This is a genomic window from Pseudoalteromonas sp. KS88 (assembly GCF_004766475.1).
GTDB lineage: Bacteria > Pseudomonadota > Gammaproteobacteria > Enterobacterales > Alteromonadaceae > Pseudoalteromonas.
In genome coordinates this window covers 71,229-90,715 of sequence record NZ_PYHV01000001.1, presented here as the reverse complement: position 1 = coordinate 90,715, position 19,487 = coordinate 71,229, and the positions used below count along the sequence as shown (strand labels likewise).

Here is a 19,487-nt window from a genome sequence, read left to right as displayed (position 1 = left end):
AAAGGTTCTAAAATGGAAACCACAAACAAGCTAAAAGATATCAATGAAGTACTGGATTTTTTATATCAAGAATTTCCAGAATGTTTTAAACAAAAAGACGGCATCAAACCGCTTAAAGTAGGTATCTTTAAAGATATTGCTGAGCGTATTGAAGGATCTGAGAAAGTAAGTAAAACTCAGGTACGTCAAGCTTTAAGAAAATACACATCGAACTGGCGTTATTTAGAAGCCGTTACTAAGTCTGAATTTCGTATTGATTTAGATGGGAATCAGGGTGAAAAAGTAGAGCAAGAGCACATTGATCATGCTCAAAAAGCGCTTGAAGAAAGCCGTGCTAAAATGGCAAAACGCAAAAAAGCACAGCGTCCTCGTAATGATTCAGACACAAAATCTTACAAAAAGAAACCGGGTCAGTTCGCCAAAAATGGTGAGAAAAACGCTAAGGTTAACAATACTAATGCTAAAGCAGCACCTGCTAAGCGTTCAGGTAAAATTGAACCTTTACCATCAAGTGAGGTCAAGGTTAATAACAAGGTTAAAGTTAAACTTGGCCAAGCACTTGTAAATGCGACTATCACTGAAGTGAACAAAGATGATGTTCATGTTGAGTTAGTAACAGGCATGCAAGTTAAAACAAAAGCAGACAGCCTTTACATAGTTTAAGCTGTATATAAATTAAGGAGTTGTGTATGAGTCAAAAGTTTACGCTCATTCCGTTAGTCGCGGCCCTATATTCAGGGTCTTTATTTGCATCGACAGACGTTGTTGATGTTTTGACAGTAAAAGACTTGCCTGTATTGGAGCAAGAAAGTCAGCATAGTACGGCTAGCAAACGGGTGGCGAACTTATTTACTCGTGCACACTACAAACCTATTCGTTTTAATGACGTGCTTTCTGGTAAAGTATTTGATCGTTATATCGAATCCCTTGATTTTAATAAAAGCGTCTTTTTGGCTGCGGATGTTGCGTCCTTTGAGCAATACCGCAACCAATTTGATAATGCATTGACGACTGGCAAGCTTGATTTTACGTTTGATATATTCAATTTGAGTATGAAAAGACGGTTCGAGCGATATGATTATTCATTAAAATTGTTAGAAACTGAAATGACGTTTGATAAAGACGATGAATATTATTTTGATCGTGAAGATGCACAATGGGCATCATCTCAAGCCGAGCTTGATGAGCTGTGGCGAGAGCGTGTTAAATATGATGCGTTACGATTAAAAATGACAGGTAAAGATTGGCCCGGTATTAAAAAAGTACTTACCAAGCGATACCAAAACGCACAAAAACGTTTAGTACAAACTAAAAGCGAAGATGCGTTCCAAATTGTTATGAATTCATTCGCTAGAAGTATCGAGGCTCACACTTCTTACCTTTCACCGCGTCGAGCTGAACAGTTTAAAATGGACATGGATCTCGAATTAGAAGGGATTGGTGCTGTTTTAGGCTACGATGAAGATTATACTGTGATCCGTAGTTTAGTACCTGGTGGTCCAGCGGACAAATCAGAACAAATTAAGTCGGATGACCGTATCATTGGTGTAGCGCAAGATGGTGAAGAGTTTGTTGATATTATTGGTTGGCGTTTAGATGATGTAGTTGACCTAATCAAAGGCCCTAAAGGTACCAAAGTTCGCTTACAATATCTTAAAGGCGCTGATACACACGGTACACCTAAAGTCGTTGAGATCATTCGTGATAAAATTAGGTTAGAAGATCGCGCTGCCAAATCGGAAGTATTCGAAGCTAAATACTCTGATCTAACCAGTAAAATTGGTGTAATTGAAATTCCGGGTTTTTATAATAATTTATCGAAAGATGTCAAAGTTGAGCTCGCGAAATTAAAAGAAGCTAAAGTTGACGGCATTATTATAGACCTTAGACAAAATGGCGGCGGTTCGCTATACGAAGCAACGCAACTTTCAGGGCTGTTCTTTGATCAAGGTCCTGTGGTACAAATTCACACACTCAACAACCGAATTGAAGAACAAAAAGACAGGGATGGTATAACGTTTTACGATGGCCCATTAACTGTTTTAGTTGACCGTTACAGCGCGTCAGCCTCTGAAATTTTTGCCGCTGCTATGCAAGATTATGGTCGAGCGATTGTGATAGGTGAGCAAACCTTTGGTAAAGGGACTGTTCAGCAGCATAAAGGTTTAGGCCGCGCTTATGATTTGTATGATAACCCTTTAGGCAGCGTACAATATACCATTGCTAAATTTTACCGCATCAATGGTGGCAGCACTCAGCATAAAGGTGTGATCCCGGATATTTCATTCCCGTCAGCAATAGACCCGGCAGAGTGGGGTGAAAGCCAAGAAGATAATGCGTTACCATGGGATAGTATTATCAGAGCAAAATATAATTCTGTTGATAATTTAAAATCTGCTATTAACCATGTATCGCAACAACACATTGATAGAATCAAGAAAGAGCCTGAATTTGGTTATGTGTTTGAAGACATTGCTAGGTATAACGAAGAAAAAGATCGTAAAACAATTTCTTTAGTTGAAGCAAACCGCATTAAAGAAAAAGAGCAGAATGATGCACTAGCACTTAAGCGTACAAATGAGCGCTTAGTTCGTCTTGGTGAACAGCCAGTAAAAGACTTAGAAGATGTTCCTGACGTTCTTGATGATTTAGACCCATTTCTTGAAGAAGCGGCATTAATCACACAAGATTACATAAAGTTTGGACGTATAGCTAAGAAATAGTAACGATTTAAAACTACAAAAAAGGCGCTTAAGCGCCTTTTTTGCTGCCTAAAGCATATGAAATTGATATAATCGATGATTAAACCCAGAACGAGATGATGTATTATTGTATCGTTTCTGTGCTAAAAAATAATAATTAAGCGTGTAGACAACAACACGTGGGAGTTTCAATTTTGAATCCAGTAGAAGAAAAACCAATCAACAAAGCGAGTTTTTTTGACGCGCTAATACCTATTTCTGTGCTCATCTGTTTATTAGGTGCTGCCGTATATTTATTCGGTGATAGTTCATCATCAGGCCCAAATCAAATTGCATTGTTATTTGCAACGTTTACAGCGGCTTTAATTGGGCTAAAAAATGGCTATACATGGAAGAAGTTAGAAGATGCCATGATCGAAGGGATTACTTTGTCGTTAGGTGCGATTTTAATATTACTCATGGTTGGAGCCTTAATCGGTACGTGGTTGCTTTCAGGCACAGTGCCAACTTTGATTTATTACGGATTGCAGGTTATTGATCCTAGTTGGTTCTATGCCGCAAGTTGCTTAATATGTGGCATAGTTGCTATGAGTATTGGTAGTTCATGGACTACAGCTGCGACCATCGGTACTGCACTTCTTGGTGTTGCTACAGGTTTAGGCCTAGACTCGGTGGTTACTGCGGGCGCTGTTATATCAGGAGCTTATTTTGGTGATAAGTTAAGTCCTCTTTCAGAAACCACTAACTTAGCTCCAGCTGTTGTTGGGGCTGATTTGTTTGAACATATACATCATATGCTTTGGACAACTGTTCCGAGCTTTATTATTGCTTTGATTATTTTTATTGTAATGGGATTTAATGCTAGTGCAGCAAATGAAGCAGGGCGTATTGATGAAATTACGCTTATTCTAGAACAGAATTTTAATATTGGTTTAGAAATGCTGGTCCCTTTGATTGTGCTACTTGTTTTAGCCATTAAGAAAATGCCGGCATTCCCTGCAATCTCGATAGGCGCCGTTATTGGTGCTGTTTGGGCAATGCTATTTCAATCGGACTTAATAGCGAGCCAAATTGACGTTTCTCAAGGGCAGTTAGTTGGTTATTTTAAACTTATCTGGGCCACTTTTTTCGACGGGTTTAATATAATCACTGGTGATGAAAAAATGGATTCACTATTAAGTGGTGGTGGCATGGCAGGTATGTTAACTACAACTTGGTTGATCATGACTGCTTTGATGTTTGGCGCGATTATGGAAAAAACAGGTTTATTAGATATATTTGTTAAAAGTATCTTAAAAATAGCTAAAAGCACGGGTTCATTAATTACAGCGACGATTGCTACTTGTATAGGTACTAATGTGATTGCTGCTGATCAATATATTGCTATTGTTGTACCTGGTCGTATGTACAAAGACGAATACGAAAAGCGCGGTTTGAAGCCTGTTAACTTATCAAGAACGTTAGAAGATGGCGGTACTATTACCAGCCCACTAATCCCTTGGAATACGTGTGGTGCATATATGCAAAGTGTTTTACACGTAAACCCGTTAGATTACCTTTTCTATGCTTTCTTCAATTTAATAAATCCATTTTTGGCCGTAGTTTATGCTTATCTAGGCATTAAAATTTTACGCATAAAGCCAAAGCAACACGCATAAAATAAATGCTCCTCCAAAGAGGAGGAGCAAATTTGGAGTTACCCTATGACTGCAATTAAAAAGCCTAAAGCGCAATATCTTAAAGACTATAAAGCCCCTGAATTTAAAATTGAACATGTTGATTTAACCTTTGAATTAAAACCATTAAACACGCGTGTTAGTGCTGTTTTACAATTAGAAAGAACAGATAAATCAGATGCAGACTTAATCTTGGATGGGGTGGATTTAACACTTATCTCAGTAGAGTTAAACGGCTCAAAGTATGCTGATTATCAAGTAGAAAAAGAACAATTAATTGTAAAGAACTTACCTCTTAGCTGCCAGCTACGTATTGTTACTGAGACGTCTCCTGATACCAACTCTTCATTAGAGGGTCTATACCTTTCAGGTGGAGCCTATTGTACCCAGTGCGAAGCACAAGGTTTTAGAAAGATTACCTACTTTTTAGATAGACCCGATGTTCTTGCGAGCTTTGATGTAACAATAATAGCAGAGCAAAAATATGAGCACTTATTATCAAACGGTAATAAGATTGCTGAAGGTCAATTGGATAATGGGCTTCATTTTGCTAAATGGCAGGATCCATTTAAAAAACCGAGTTACCTATTTGCACTTGTAGCAGGCAGTTTTGATGTACTAACAGATAAGTACATTACTAAAAGTGGTCGCAGTGTGGATCTGGCATTATTTGTTGATAAAGGAAATTTATCTAAAACACCGCATGCTATAGCCTCTTTAAAGAAATCAATGCAGTGGGATGAAGAACGCTTCAATCTTGAATATGACCTTGATATATATATGATTGTTGCTGTTGATTTTTTCAATATGGGTGCAATGGAAAATAAAGGGTTAAATATTTTTAACTCTAAATGTGTTTTAGCAAATCAAGAAACTGCAACAGATAAAGACTACCACACGATTGAATCGATAGTAGGACATGAATACTTCCATAATTGGACTGGTAATCGTGTTACTTGCCGTGACTGGTTTCAGCTCTCATTAAAAGAGGGGCTGACTGTGTTTCGTGATCAGGAGTTTAGCAGTGACTTAGGTTCGCGAGCGCTCAACCGTATTGATGCGGTAAAAGTGATGCGTACACATCAATTTAGTGAAGATGCAGGCCCAATGTCACATGCAATTAGGCCAGAAAAAGTCATTGAAATGAATAACTTTTATACTGTAACTGTGTATGACAAAGGTGCAGAAGTTATTCGTATGATGCATACCCTTTTGGGTGAGCAGAAATTTCAACAAGGTATGACACTTTATTTTGAGCGTCATGATGGTCAAGCTGTGACCTGTGATGACTTTGTCTGTGCAATGAGTGACGCATCAGGTATTGATCTTACTCAGTTTAAATATTGGTATAGCCAACCAGGCACACCAAGGTTGTCTGTTAAGCAATCGTTTGACGAAAACAGCGGAACATTAAAAGTAGCGATTGAGCAGCATCCTCCAAGTAATTATCCTGCGCATAAACCTCTGCATATTCCGTTTGCAATAGAACTGCTCGATGATAATGGTAGGAGTCTGGATTTAAAATATCAGAATGTCTGCATTGATTCAGTATTGAATGTGACAGAAACATATCAGGAATTTAACTTTGATGGCCTTACAAAACAGCCTGTAGCTGTGCTACTAGAAGACTTCTCAGCACCATGCATTCTTGATCATGAAATTAACGAAAGCCAACTTTTGCATATTATGCGCTATGCTCGCAGTGATTTTTCTCGTTGGGATGCTCAGCAAACCTTGTTCATAAATGCTGTGAAAAATGCCATTATAGAATCTGAAAATGCTGTACTTAGTGACGCTGTAATAAATACTCTGTCTGAGCTTGTATCAGATAGTACTGGCGATCTTGCACTGACCGCAGAGCTATTGAAACTTCCAACGTTCGATACACTCGCAGCTGAGTTTGAAGTTATACCCGTAGATGAGATAGTTGATGTTATCGCATGTTTTGAACAACAAATTGCGCAACAACTCTACCATCCAATTTTGTCATGCTATAACAGCCTCGTTGATGATGGTTCGCTTAATGCCAGTGCAGTTGCAATACGTGCTTTAAAAGGGCAATGCTTACATTATCTAGCTAAGCTTGAAACTAATGATGTAGCAGCTTGCTTAGCCCTTGGTGCAAAATCAACTAACATGACGAATGTGCTAGCGAGTCTGAGCGCCGTTGTTAAGGCTCAACATCCGTTGTGTGATGAGTTACTTGCTAGCTTTGACAGCCAATGGCGACATGATGTGCTCGTAATGGATAAATGGTTTGCTTTACAAGCGATGCAATCCAAAGAAGGGGCAATTGAGCATATAAAACGCTTATATGATCACCCATGTTTTGATTTTTCCAATCCAAATCGAGTTCGTGCACTTGTGGGTAGCTTTAGCCATTTTAATACTGCACAGTTCCACCGTGAAGATGGCACAGGGTATGCGCTTTTGGGTGATTTACTTATTAAGCTCAATTCAATCAATCCTCAAAATGCATCTCGTATGTTAACACCATTTATGTCGTGGAGACGCTATGACACTAATCGGGCCCAAGGAATGAAAGCTCAATTAATGCGGTTAGCGACCTTAGAAAATTTAAGTGATGACTTATTTGAAAAAGTTGAAAAAGCTTTAAAATGACTTATGCGTGAGTATTACTTTTTTTTAAACCTGACTTACAACCAGTGCTTAGATTACTACGATGGTAAATATAGATCAGTCCAGGTTATTGAGGATGGGGGTAAAAAAGTTCGCTTTGATGCCCACCATTTACGTCCTTTTATTTCTTCTTTAGGAGTGAGAGGGCGCTTTCGTTTATTGTTAACATTAGATAATAAGTTTATTCGCTTAGAGCGGGTTAGCTAAGTATTTTCTAAAAAAATTAATATTTATATTGTATTTTTGTTAATTCAATTTGTCCTATTGTTAATTTACGTGTATAAATTATCTGGTAGGACGTCTTACCATTACGTAAACGCTAATTAAATTGTAAATTTATAGTCGTTTGAACGCGTTCTGTTTGTAATTTTTATGTTTCGGTTCTATCGTTACTACTACACTAAAAACAACAACTTGATCACAAAATGCCCGCGACAAGGGGAACACACAATGATAAGAAGATCGCTTTTTGTTAAAAACAAAATAGTTTTAGGCCTAGCTGCTGCAACGCTTGGTTTATCTGCCGGTTCAGTTAATGCTGCTAATTTTGATGTTGGTGGCTTTGACGTAACGTTTGATTCAAATTTTTCATATGGGCAAAGTATACGTGTCGAAGACCGTGACTTTTCTCATATAGGTAAAAGTAATAATCCTGCATTTAATTGGACAGGTTATAACTCTGCACTTAATCCAATTTACTCATCAGCAGATGTTTGGGCGCAAGACGGCGCTTATTCGAATAACGGCGATGCTGGAAACCTTAATTTTGATAGCGGTGAGTCGTTCTCTAAATTATTAAAAGGAACACATGATCTATCAATAAGTAAAGATAATTACGGTCTCTTTACCCGCTTCATGTATTTTTATGATTTTGAATTGATGGACGGTGATCGTGCTTACATCAATCCGACTTCTGGTTCTGGTGTTGACCCATGTGATGATGACAATACTAAAGAGCAAGTTTGTGCTGACTTTAGGTTACTAGATGCATACGTTTGGGCTAATTTTGACTTGAATGATGGCAATAACCCACTTTCAATTCGTTTAGGCCAACAAGTGGTTAACTGGGGGGAAAGTACACTGATATCTCATGGTATCAATGTAAACCCTGTTGATATTGACCGTTTAAAAGCACCTGGCTCTGAGCTCAAAGAAGCATTTATTCCTGTAGGCATGCTTTGGGCTTCTTTAGGAATTACTGATAACATAAATCTTGAAGCGTTCTATCAGTATGACTGGCACGAGACACGTTTGCCTGTAGCTGGCAGTTATTTTTCTACCAATGATTTCGCATCAGAAAATGGCTATCAACAAAATATCCAATTAGGTTTTACTGCTAACCCTGATATTGACCTTGAGTTTTTGACAAACAGTCTTAATTCACTGCAACAAAATTGGGTTGCTGCAGCCACTGCGCAGGGTATAAATCCGCAAAGTGCTGAAGGTCAAGCGCTACTTGCAAACATGTATTTGGCTTACCCAACAAAAGTTGCTCTTAAGGGTAAAGGTAACGCGGGTAAAACTGACCCTGATAATGGTGGTCAATATGGCTTGCGTCTAGGTATGTTCCTGCCAGAACTTAATGACACAGAAGTAGCACTATACCACATCAACTATCACAGTCGTCGTCCACTTATTTCTGGTAAAGTTTCAAACTTTACAGGTGAAGCAATTGGCGCTGACTTAGCAATGATTTTGTCTCCTGATGTAACAATTACAGAAGACAATGTGACTGATCTAAACGCGTTTACGCAAGGTCAATTAGTATATCCTGAAGATATTAAGTTATATGGTCTTAGCTTTAACACCTCTTTGGGTGAAACTGCATTTGCTGGTGAATTTACCTTCCGTGAAGATGAGCCACTCCAGATTGATGATGTAGAGTTACTGTATGCGGGTATGCCTGAGCAATTAGCTGTTGCGGGACTTCGTCCAGACCTTGCTGGCATCTCACAAATGAGTGAAGGCGATGCTACAAGCGTTGTAGGCCCTGGTGAAACAGCACAAGGTTATATTGAGCGTAATACAGCACAAATTCAATTTACCGCAACACACTTGTTTGGCCCGTCACTAGGTGCTGACAGCTGGGCTGTGGTGGGTGAAGTCGGCGGTGTTAGAATTAATGACATGCCAGAGTACGATGAGCTACGTCTGAATGTATCAGGTACTGGACGAAGTGGTGTAATTACAGGCCCAGGGTCTGTTGATTATTCTACTTTGCACCTAGGCCTTTCGAATGGGCCTGAAACAAACCCATTCCCAACAGCCTCTGCTTGGGGTTATCGTTTAATCGCAAAAGGTGATTATTATAACTTTTTCAAAGGTGTGAATTTTTCACCACGTTTTGTATTTTCTCATGACGTAAATGGTATTACCCCTGATCCTATGTTTTTATTTATTGAAGATCGTAAATCATTGGGTATGACTATGAACTTTAACTATCAAAATGCGTGGTCATTTGACTTTAGTTACAATACGTTCTGGGGTGGCGGTCAAACAAATACTTTCTCTGACCGTGATTATGTTTCTTTCAATATTAAATATTCAATATAAGGGTATCATCATGATAAAAAAACCTACCCTCATCGCACTAGCAGTGTGTGGCTTGTTCGCTACAAACGCTTCTTTTGCTAAAATGACAAGTGAAGAAGTTGCTCGTTTAGGCAATGATTTGACGCCAGTGGGCGCAGAAAAGGCAGGTAATGCTGATGGTTCTATTCCAGCATGGACTGGCGGAATAACAAAGGCCCCAGCAGGTTATTCGCCGGGTATGCACCACATAGATCCGTTTGCAGACGATAAAGTATTATTTACAATCGATAAATCAAATCTAGCTAAGTACAAAGAACATCTTAGCCCAGGCCAAGTTGCATTATTCGAAGCGTATCCTGATACCTTCAAAATGAATATATATAAAACGCACCGTAGCGCTTCAAACCCACAATTTGTGTATGATGCTACCAAAGAATATGCACCTACAGCCGAGTTAATTGAAGGCGGTAATGGTATTAAGAATACGGCAATTGGTATTCCGTTTCCAATTCCAAAAGATGGTTTAGAAGCTATTTGGAATCACTTACTTCGTTATCGCGGATTATCGATTGAACGTTTTGGTGGTCAAGCTGCACCGACTGCTTCAGGTTCATACAACATGGTTGGCTTCGATGAGCAGTTACTTGTTAAGTACTCAGATCCAGAAGCGACCCCAGCAGAGTTGCAAGAATCTAATATTTTGTTCAAGTTTAAACAAAAAGTAACACAGCCAGCACGTTTAGCAGGTACTGCATTACTTGTACATGAAACTATGGACCAAATATTAACTCCTCGCCAGGCATGGACATACAACTCAGGACAACGCCGTGTTCGTCGCGCACCGAATGTTGCTTATGATGCGCCGGGTACAGCTGCTGATAGCCTTCGTACAACGGATGACTTTGATATGTTTAACGGTTCTCCAAACCGTTACACGTGGACGCTAAAAGGTAAGCAAGAACTGTATATTCCGTACAACAGTTACAAGCTGCACAGTGATAAGCTAGAGTACGATGATATTCTGATGGCCGGTCATATTAATCCTGAACACGTTCGTTATGAAAAACACCGTGTTTGGGTTGTTGAAGCAAACTTAAAAGAAGACACTCGACATATTTATAAAAAGCGTGTTTTTTATATTGATGAAGACAGCTGGCAAATACACGTAACCGATATTTATGATAATCGTGACCAAATGTATCGAGTTGGTATGGCGCATGGTTTAAATTATTATGATGCGCTTACAAACTGGAGCACGCTAGATGTTTATCACGATCTTAACTCTCGTCGTTACCTTGCAATTGGTTTAGATAACCAAGAAAAAATGTATGATTTCTCAAAATCATTCAACGATAACGAGTTTACGTCTAACGCATTACGCCGCGCTGGTCGTTAAATAAAAGACAGGCACCTAATGTTTATTAGGTGCCTTTTATCAATTCACGTTTGTCTTTCTGACACACACTGGTTTTTCCATTTGCACGATTGATGACAAACTTACTCTCCTCAAGGCGATTTTAATATATGAAGTATTTGCTTTATGCGGGGTTAACCACCTTGGCCTTTCTTACATTTATTGTTTCGGCAGCAACGCCACGTCCTGCTATAAGTGCAGCTAAAGCACAAGAAACGCTTTTAACTGATATTGAATTCAATGGCGAAAAAATCGTCGCAGTTGGTAAGCACGGCACAATTGTTACCAGTAAAGATGCAATTAAATGGGACCAAGCTTTCGTACCTACCCAAGTATTACTCACTGCTGTTGATTTTATTGACGGTCAAGTTGGCTGGGCTTGTGGTCATGATGCCACCATTATTCATTCACTAGATGGAGGGGCTAACTGGCAATTACAACAAGTCAATGAGCAATTAGATAAACCGTGTTTAGATATTATGTTTACTGACAATTTAAATGGCTATGCAGTTGGCGCCTATGGCATGTTTTATGAAACATCAGATGGCGGTAAACAGTGGAACAAACGATTTTTAGCGTCACTATTGCATGAAGATGATAGAGATTATCTTGCTGATCTTAAAGAAACTGATCCCGAAGGTTATGAGATTGAAACAAGCTCTATTTTACCGCATTTCAATAGAATAGTAGCTACTGAAAATGAACTTATTATTGTTGGTGAAATGGGCTTGATGGCGCGTAGTTCAGATAATGGAAAAACTTGGCATCGCGACGACGAAATCTATCCAGGTTCATTTTTCACCTATGCAAAAAATGATCAAGAACAGGCATTAGTCGCAGGCTTAAGAGGTAACATCTTTACCCGAACAGCGACAGAGCCGTGGGTGCACTTAAAAAACAATAAAACAGCTACAGTGAACAGTATTTTAGACATGGGTCAACAAGGTTGGTTACTACTTGCCAATAGTGGTGTTATTTTTCACTTAAAAAATAACAAGCTACAAGTTGAACAATTACCAAATGGTAAATCAATACTAGATGCAGTTATCTTTAAGGATCAACTTATTATGGCATCTGAAGATGGGATTAAAGTGAAGGGGATTACTCCGTAATGCAAGGGATATTAGATTTCTTAGAAAAAGCGGTGTTTCGTCATCGATTAATCATGCTCATCAGTTTTGTATTGTTGACATGCATACTTGCCTTTAAAGCAACTCATATTCAACTAGATGCTTCTTTTAATAAAAACATACCATTGAATCATGACTACATGAAAGTGTATTTGAAACATGAGAAGCAATTCGGTGGTGCAAATAGCATTTTGATTTCTGTTTGTGATGATAGTGGCAACATATTTAACCCTGACTTTTTCACGCAGTTGAAAGCAGTCCACGACCAGCTTTATTTTATACCAGGTGTTAATCGACCTCTTGTAAACTCTATATTCTCGCCAAGTGCGCGTTTTGTTGAAGTTGTTGAGGATGGTTTTGCTGGTGGCCCAATTATTCCCGCAAACTTTAAAGCAGATCAACAAGGCTTAGCTGTAGTTAAGCAAAATATTGAGAAAGCGAAGGTTGTTGGTCGAATGATCGCGTCTGATTATTCGTGCGCTATGGTAAGTGCGCAGTTATTAGAAACAGATCCTCAAACACAAGAGAAGCTAGACACTTTAGCTTTCGCTGAAAAGCTTGAGTCTCAAATTCGTGAGCCACTAAGCACTGAGAATGTCAGTATACATATTATTGGCTTTGCTAAAATGGCAGGTGATATTGCTGAAGGTGCCAAAGGGGTTGTGCTGTTTTTCGCAATCGCTATTGCCTTTACTTTTATCATGGTTTGGTTATTTTGTGGCAGCCTTAAACTGACTGTATTACCTATTGCTTGCTCGATCATTGCGGTTGTTTGGCAGTTAGGGTTATTGTCAAGTCTTGGTTTTGGTCTGGACCCAATGTCAATTCTGGTGCCGTTCTTAGTCTTTGCCATTGGCGTGAGTCATGGTGTGCAAATGATTAATGCAATTGGCAAGAAAGTGGCGCAGGGTAAAGCAACGCGCGTTTGCTGTCAGTCAAGCTTCAGAGCATTACTTGTACCTGGAGGTATTGCATTACTTTCAGATACAGTCGGTTTCCTAACCTTGCTGACGATTGATATTGGTATCATCCGAGAGCTTGCGATTACGGCTAGCTTAGGTGTCGCGGTTATCATTTTTACAAATTTAATATTGCTTCCTGTGTGGGCGTCATACATGCGCTTTGAAAACACAGTGCACATTCAATCAGGCAACACTGACAAACCCAATGCGTTAGATAAACTACGTGAGTTACTGGTTAAGGCAACAGATCTTAAAATTGCTAAAATCATCATAGCATTCACTTTAGTACTTTTTGCATTGGGTTACTGGCAAGCAGATAAAATGCGAATTGGTGATTTACATGCAGGCGCACCTTCATTGCACCAAGATGCTCGCTATAACCAAGATACCTTTTTGATATCGGACAAATACACAATTTCTTCAGATATTTTGAAGGTGTTGGTTGAAGCTTATCCTGCCGCATGTACAGATCATGATGTGATGCAACGGATCAGTCGTTTTCAATATAAGGTTGAAAATTTAGCAGGCGTACAATCTGCGGTTAGCTTAAGTTCAGTCGCGCAGTCCGTTAATGCCGGATACAACGAGGGTAATTTGAAGTGGCAAACATTACCGCGTAATACGGCAAGTTTGGTTCAAGCAAGTGCACGAGTTGAAACAAGCACGGGCTTGCTCAATGGTGATTGCTCGGTGATGCCTGTGATTATATTCTTAGATGATCATAAAGCTGAAACTATCGACAATGTTATTAGCAGGGTTAAGGAGTTTGCTGTGCAAGAGCAGACCGATAAACTACAGTTTAAGTTAGCATCGGGTCCAGTGGGTGTTATGGCGGCAACCAATGAATCAGTCGCAGCTGCGCAATTACCTATGATGATATATGTATATGGTGCTGTAATTATTTTATGTCTGATTAGTTTTAAAAGTGTTAAAGCGACTATTGCTGTTGTGTTACCGCTTTATATCGTATCTACTCTTGCACAGGCCTTAATGGTACAACTGCAAATTGGGTTAACAGTATCTACATTACCGGTAATAGCGTTAGGTGTGGGTATAGGTGTCGATTATGGAATTTATATTTTGTCATCAATGATGGGGCAACTTAAGCAAGGTGTTTCTCTACCTACAGCTTACCGTAATGCATTGGTAGAAAGGGGCAGTGCCGTATTGTTCACAGGTATTACCTTAGCGATTGGTGTAAGTACATGGATTTTCTCTGATCTTAAGTTCCAAGTTGATATGGGTATTCTTCTAACCTTTATGTTCTTGGTGAATATGCTCGGTGCTGTGCTGTTATTACCAGCGATAGGCAGCCTGCTCTGGACCGACCAGAAAAAATAATGTGAATATTTTTGCTCCTAAATGGCCGTAATAGGCCATTTATATCTATATTTTGTGAATAGATGACCAAATAGCTGAAATGCTTAAAATGTTTTCATCGAAAGGGCTGTTTATTAGCTGTAAAAGGGTTAGAATTTACCTGACTCCACACAATTAAATTGCTGTACACATATTCTATCCAGTAAGGGTAGTAATAGATTAAGGAACATACAATGACACGAAATGAAGGGCAAGCCTCGGTTATCTTAGATAATGTCTGCAAGCTGATCCAGAAAAAAGTTCACGCTGATAATGTGTTACTCGTTGAGAAATTCGCCAAAGCCTTGTACAGCAATATGTCTAAAGAGGATTTGGCAAATCGCAATGATAGTGACTTATATGGCGCTGCACTAAGCCTATGGAATTCGCTAGAAAAAAATACCTCTGATAATGCGGTCATCCGTGTTTTCAATCCAGAAGTAGCTAAAGATGGTTGGCAGTCATCGCATACAATCGTTGAAATTATTGCTAAAGACATGCCGTTTTTAGTTGATTCTGTTCGTATGGCTATGAGCCGCGCAAACATTGCATCTCACTTACTTCTGCATTCTCCATTAAAAGTTAAACGCAATAATGAAGGTCAAATTGCTGCAATCTCAAACCTAAAAGCAGATCAAGAATCAACTTCTACAAAAACTGTTTTCTTTATTGAGATTGACCGCCAAACAGATTCTGATGTTATTGATTCGTTCAAACGAGAGCTAGAATCCGTTTTGGTTGATGTGTCTACCGCTGTAGAAGATTGGCAGCCAATACGCGAGAAACTTATCGCTGTAAGTAAAGAGTTACCAAACAGAAAACAGCACACCAACGAAATTGAAGTTGCAGAAACTGTTGAGTTTTTAGATTGGCTGGTAAAAGATAACTTTACTTTAATGGGATACCGTCAATACGACTTACAACCCGTTCAAGGTGATTATCAGTTAAAAGGTAAAATGGAAACAAGTCTAGGCTTGATGAAAAACGTGACAGACGATCACACTCGTTTATTGTCAGAGTTACCTGAAGTTGCACGCCAAGAAGCACGTAGTAGTAATTTACTGATTCTAACTAAAACGAATTCTCTTTCTCGTGTACACCGCCCAGCCTATATTGACTATGTGGGTGTGAAGCGTTTTGACGACGAAGGTAATGTAATAGGTGAAGACCGTTTTATCGGTTTATTCTCATCTAGTTTCTATAATAACAGTGCCGCTGATGTTCCTGTTTTAAAAAGTAAAATAAACCGCATAATGGAAATGTGTGATTTTGCCCAAGGCACTCATGCATATAAAGCAGTATTAAATATTTTAGAAACTTATCCACGTGATGAATTAGTACAAGCACGCGAGAGTGAACTTCTTGAAGTCGCAATGGGTGTACTTCAAGTACAAGAGCGCGATATGTGTCGCCTTTTTGTGCGTAAAGATGCCTATGGCCGCTTTTTCTCATGCATGGTTTATGTTCCTCGTGAACGATATAACACCGCACTTCGCCGTGAAACACAAACTATCTTAGCTAATGCATTTAATTCTGATGAAAAAGTTGAATTTACTACTTTCTTCTCAGAGTCTACCTTAGCCCGTACTCATTACACTGTGCGTGTAAATAACAACGATATCGAATTTAAAGTGAAAGACATAGAAAATAATTTAATCGAAGCGGCCCGCACATGGGAAGACAAACTCCAATCTGCTCTTCTTGAGTCAGCAGGTGAGTCTCGAGGTAATGACCTTAACCGTAAATACAGCAACTCTTTTGCCCGTTCATACAAAGATGAAGTTTTACCAAGCGCAGCGGTTGTTGATATTGAAAAGCTTGAAATGCTTAATGACGAAAACAAGCTCGAAATGTTGTTTTACCGTCCTCAAGAAGAAGCTAACACAAATATTGTACGCCTGAGTTTATTCCATAAAGACGAGCCAATTCATTTATCAGATGTTATGCCAATGCTTGAAAACTTTGGCTTACGCGTTATTGGTGAAACTCCTTATTCTGTTAAGACTAGCGATGGTCGTATCAATTGGATCATGGACTTCTCAATGCTCCTTGATAGCCAAGGCGTTGCTGATTTTGACAAGGTGTCGGCGCGTTTTCGTGCAGCATTAACTAATGTATGGGCTAACCGCCTTGAAAACGATGGTTTCAACCGCTTGGTTCTAATGGGTGGGCTGACAGGCCGTGAAGCATCAATTTTACGTGCTTATGCTAAGTATATGCGCCAAATCGGTGTAACATTCTCACAAACTTATATCGAAAGCACTTTTTCGAATTACCCACACATAGCAACGCAGATCGTTAATTTGTTTGCGAAAAAATTCTCAGTTAAAAGCCCTGCAAGTAGCAAGACACTGGATAAACTAATCTCGCAAATTTATCTTGAACTTGAAAACGTTGCTAATTTGGATGATGACCGTATCATTCGACTATACGTTGACATGATAATTGCAACGCTTCGTACTAACTACTTCCAAAAAGATGATACTGGCACGTTTAAGTCTTACGTATCATTTAAAGTACAGCCAAGCTTAATTCCAGATATGCCTTTACCTCTACCGGCGTTCGAAATATTTGTTTACTCGCCACGCGTAGAAGGTGTTCATTTACGTGGTGGTAAAGTAGCGCGTGGTGGTTTACGTTGGTCTGACCGTCGTGAAGATTTCCGTACTGAAGTACTGGGTTTAGTCAAAGCACAACAAGTAAAAAATACTGTTATTGTGCCGGTTGGTTCTAAAGGTGGTTTTGTTTGTAAACAGCTACCGACTGAGCGCGATGCGTTCTTTAAAGAAGGCCAAGAGTGTTACAAAATTTTCATTCGCGGTTTATTAGATATTACAGATAACATTATTCAGGGTGAGATTGTTCCTCCTAAAGATGTTACTCGTCATGACGAAGATGATGCTTACCTTGTTGTAGCTGCCGATAAAGGAACTGCAACCTTCTCAGATATCGCCAATGGCATTGCCAATGAGTATAACTTCTGGTTAGGAGATGCGTTTGCATCAGGTGGTTCAGTCGGTTATGACCATAAGAAAATGGGTATCACCGCAAAAGGTGCATGGGAGTCAGTTAAACGTCACTTCCGTGAAATGGACATAGATTGTCAATCAACCGATTTCACAGTGGTTGCTGTAGGTGATATGGCAGGTGATGTATTTGGTAATGGTATGCTTTTATCAAAGCATATTCGTTTACAAGTAGCTTTTAACCATATGCACATATTTGTTGACCCTACACCAGACTCTGCTACTTCATACCCAGAGCGCGAGCGTTTATTTAATTTACCGCGCTCATCATGGGAAGATTATAACAAAGACTTAATTTCTGCCGGTGGTGGCATTTTCTCTCGCGCAGCTAAATCAATTAGCTTAAGCCCTGAAATGAAGAAAATGTTGGGCACTAAAAAAGCGAGCATGACGCCAAATGAATTGATCAAAGCATCACTAATGATGGAATTTGATTTACTTTGGAATGGTGGTATCGGCACATACATTAAGAGTAGTGATGAGAGCGATGCTGATGTTGGTGACCGCGCGAACGACGCATTACGCATCAATGGTGCTGACTTAGGCGCTAAAGTATTAGGTGAAGGTGGTAATTTAGGTGCAACTCAATTAGGTCGTATCGAGTTTGCTGCTAAAGGCGGTCGTGTAAATACTGACTTTATCGATAACGTAGGTGGTGTTGCGTGTTCTGATAACGAAGTAAATATCAAGATTCTATTAAATGGCTTAGTAACTGCGGGTGATTTGACGCGCAAACAACGCGATGAGCTATTATATTCAATGACGGATGAAGTATCTGAATTAGTTCTAGATGACTGTTATCGCCAAACACATACACTCTCTATCACTCAGTCGAAGGGTTCTTCGACACTGAAAGAAAAAGTACGTTTTATTCATGCACTCGAAAAAGAAGGCAAGCTTAATCGTGCTATCGAATTTATCCCAACAGACGAAGAGCTAGCAGAACGTGCAGCTGCGGGTAAAGATTTGACGCGTCCTGAACTTTCAGTTTTAGTGTCTTATTCAAAAATGGTTCTTAAGGAATCATTAGTATCAGAAGAAATTACTGAAAACCCTTACTACCGTCAATTGTTAGTTAACTCATTCCCAGTTCCATTACGCGAGAAGTTTAACGATGCAATGGATAATCATCCACTGCGTAAAGAAATTATTGCCACTAAATTAGCGAATAATATTGTTAATGATATGGGCTTGAACTTTATGATTCGAATGCAAGAAGAAACAGGTGCCAATGAAGCAGAAGTTGCACTTTGTTATTCTGTTGCAAACGAAGTGTTTGAAATGGATGAGACGTGGGAAGCAATCGTTGCGCTTGATAATAAGATCCCTGCGGCAGTACAAACAGAAATGTTGTATCAACTTCGCAGGACTGTTCGTCGTGCAACGCGATGGTTCTTACGCCATCGTAATAAGTCACAAAACATTGAACAAACAATTGCGTTCTTCGCGCCTACATTTAGTGACCTCAGTACTAATTTAAATGGCTACATGGTTGAGAAAGAAGGCGAGCGTTTAGTTAAAGCGGCAGATAAGCTAATTGAAAGCGGTGCGCCGGCTGACTTGGCTAAACGAATTGTTGCTCTTTCAAGTCTATTCTCAGTAATGGACTTAGCTGAAGTGGCTAATAATTCTGGCCGCAGTATCGACATGGTATCTAATACGTACTTTAAGCTTGGTGCTCGCATGGGTCTTCATTGGTTCCTTGACCAAATTACTAATCAACCTGTTGCTAATCATTGGCAAGCTCTTGCAAGAGCTTCTTATCGCGAAGAGCTTGATTGGCAACAACGTACATTATCGGAAGTTGTGCTTAACTGCTTTGAAGGCGATGATAAAAATGTTGATAGTCAAATTGACCAATGGATGGATAGTCAAGAATTACTACTTCAACGTTGGAAGCATATGCTTGCAGAGTTTAAAACATCGCAGAGTCATGACTTTGCTAAGTTCTCTGTGGCTTTACGTGAGTTAATGCTACTTAGCCATAACTGTGATACGTCAGCTAAATAACCCTTTTTGCACGCTTAGTAGTTTCTAGCGTGAAAA

Annotated in this window: 10 protein-coding genes; all 10 read left to right on the top strand. The window is 39.4% G+C overall.

What is annotated here, in order from left to right:
• The first annotated feature begins 12 nt into the window (after positions 1–12).
• The 10 genes from proQ to C7Y70_RS00285 all read left to right on the top strand — a co-directional run bounded on the left by proQ (position 13) and on the right by C7Y70_RS00285 (position 19,451).
• Positions 13–663, top strand: coding sequence for an RNA chaperone ProQ (gene proQ / locus C7Y70_RS00330; protein WP_099294010.1), 651 nt, complete (start codon positions 13–15; stop codon positions 661–663).
• 26 nt (positions 664–689) lie between these two features.
• Positions 690–2,723: a carboxy terminal-processing peptidase gene (gene prc / locus C7Y70_RS00325; protein WP_099294008.1), complete on the top strand. Its 2,034-nt coding sequence runs from the start codon at positions 690–692 to the stop codon at positions 2,721–2,723.
• 173 nt (positions 2,724–2,896) lie between these two features.
• On the top strand, positions 2,897–4,360 hold the full coding sequence (gene nhaC / locus C7Y70_RS00320; RefSeq protein WP_135472997.1) for a Na+/H+ antiporter NhaC: 1,464 nt from the start codon (positions 2,897–2,899) through the stop codon (positions 4,358–4,360).
• Between the two features lie 45 nt (positions 4,361–4,405).
• Entirely contained in the window at positions 4,406–7,000 is a 2,595-nt protein-coding gene (pepN, locus tag C7Y70_RS00315; RefSeq protein WP_135472996.1) for an aminopeptidase N, read from the top strand.
• A 3-nt stretch (positions 7,001–7,003) separates the two neighbouring features.
• Positions 7,004–7,225: a DUF2835 family protein gene (locus tag C7Y70_RS00310; protein WP_099294002.1), complete on the top strand. Its 222-nt coding sequence runs from the start codon at positions 7,004–7,006 to the stop codon at positions 7,223–7,225.
• Between the two features lie 243 nt (positions 7,226–7,468).
• Positions 7,469–9,571, top strand: coding sequence for a DUF1302 domain-containing protein (locus tag C7Y70_RS00305; RefSeq protein WP_135472995.1), 2,103 nt, complete (start codon positions 7,469–7,471; stop codon positions 9,569–9,571).
• Between the two features lie 10 nt (positions 9,572–9,581).
• Positions 9,582–10,946: a DUF1329 domain-containing protein gene (locus tag C7Y70_RS00300; RefSeq protein ID WP_099293997.1), complete on the top strand. Its 1,365-nt coding sequence runs from the start codon at positions 9,582–9,584 to the stop codon at positions 10,944–10,946.
• A gap of 128 nt (positions 10,947–11,074) precedes the next feature.
• Positions 11,075–12,076: a YCF48-related protein gene (locus C7Y70_RS00295; protein ID WP_135472994.1), complete on the top strand. Its 1,002-nt coding sequence runs from the start codon at positions 11,075–11,077 to the stop codon at positions 12,074–12,076.
• On the top strand, positions 12,076–14,397 hold the full coding sequence (locus C7Y70_RS00290; RefSeq protein ID WP_135472993.1) for an MMPL family transporter: 2,322 nt from the start codon (positions 12,076–12,078) through the stop codon (positions 14,395–14,397). The genes C7Y70_RS00295 and C7Y70_RS00290 overlap by 1 nt, the downstream gene beginning before the upstream one ends.
• Before the next feature lie 212 nt (positions 14,398–14,609).
• Positions 14,610–19,451 carry an NAD-glutamate dehydrogenase gene (locus C7Y70_RS00285; RefSeq protein ID WP_135472992.1) on the top strand — a complete coding sequence of 1,614 codons (4,842 nt, stop codon included), beginning with the start codon at positions 14,610–14,612 and terminating at the stop codon, positions 19,449–19,451.
• The last annotated feature ends 36 nt before the right edge of the window (positions 19,452–19,487 follow it).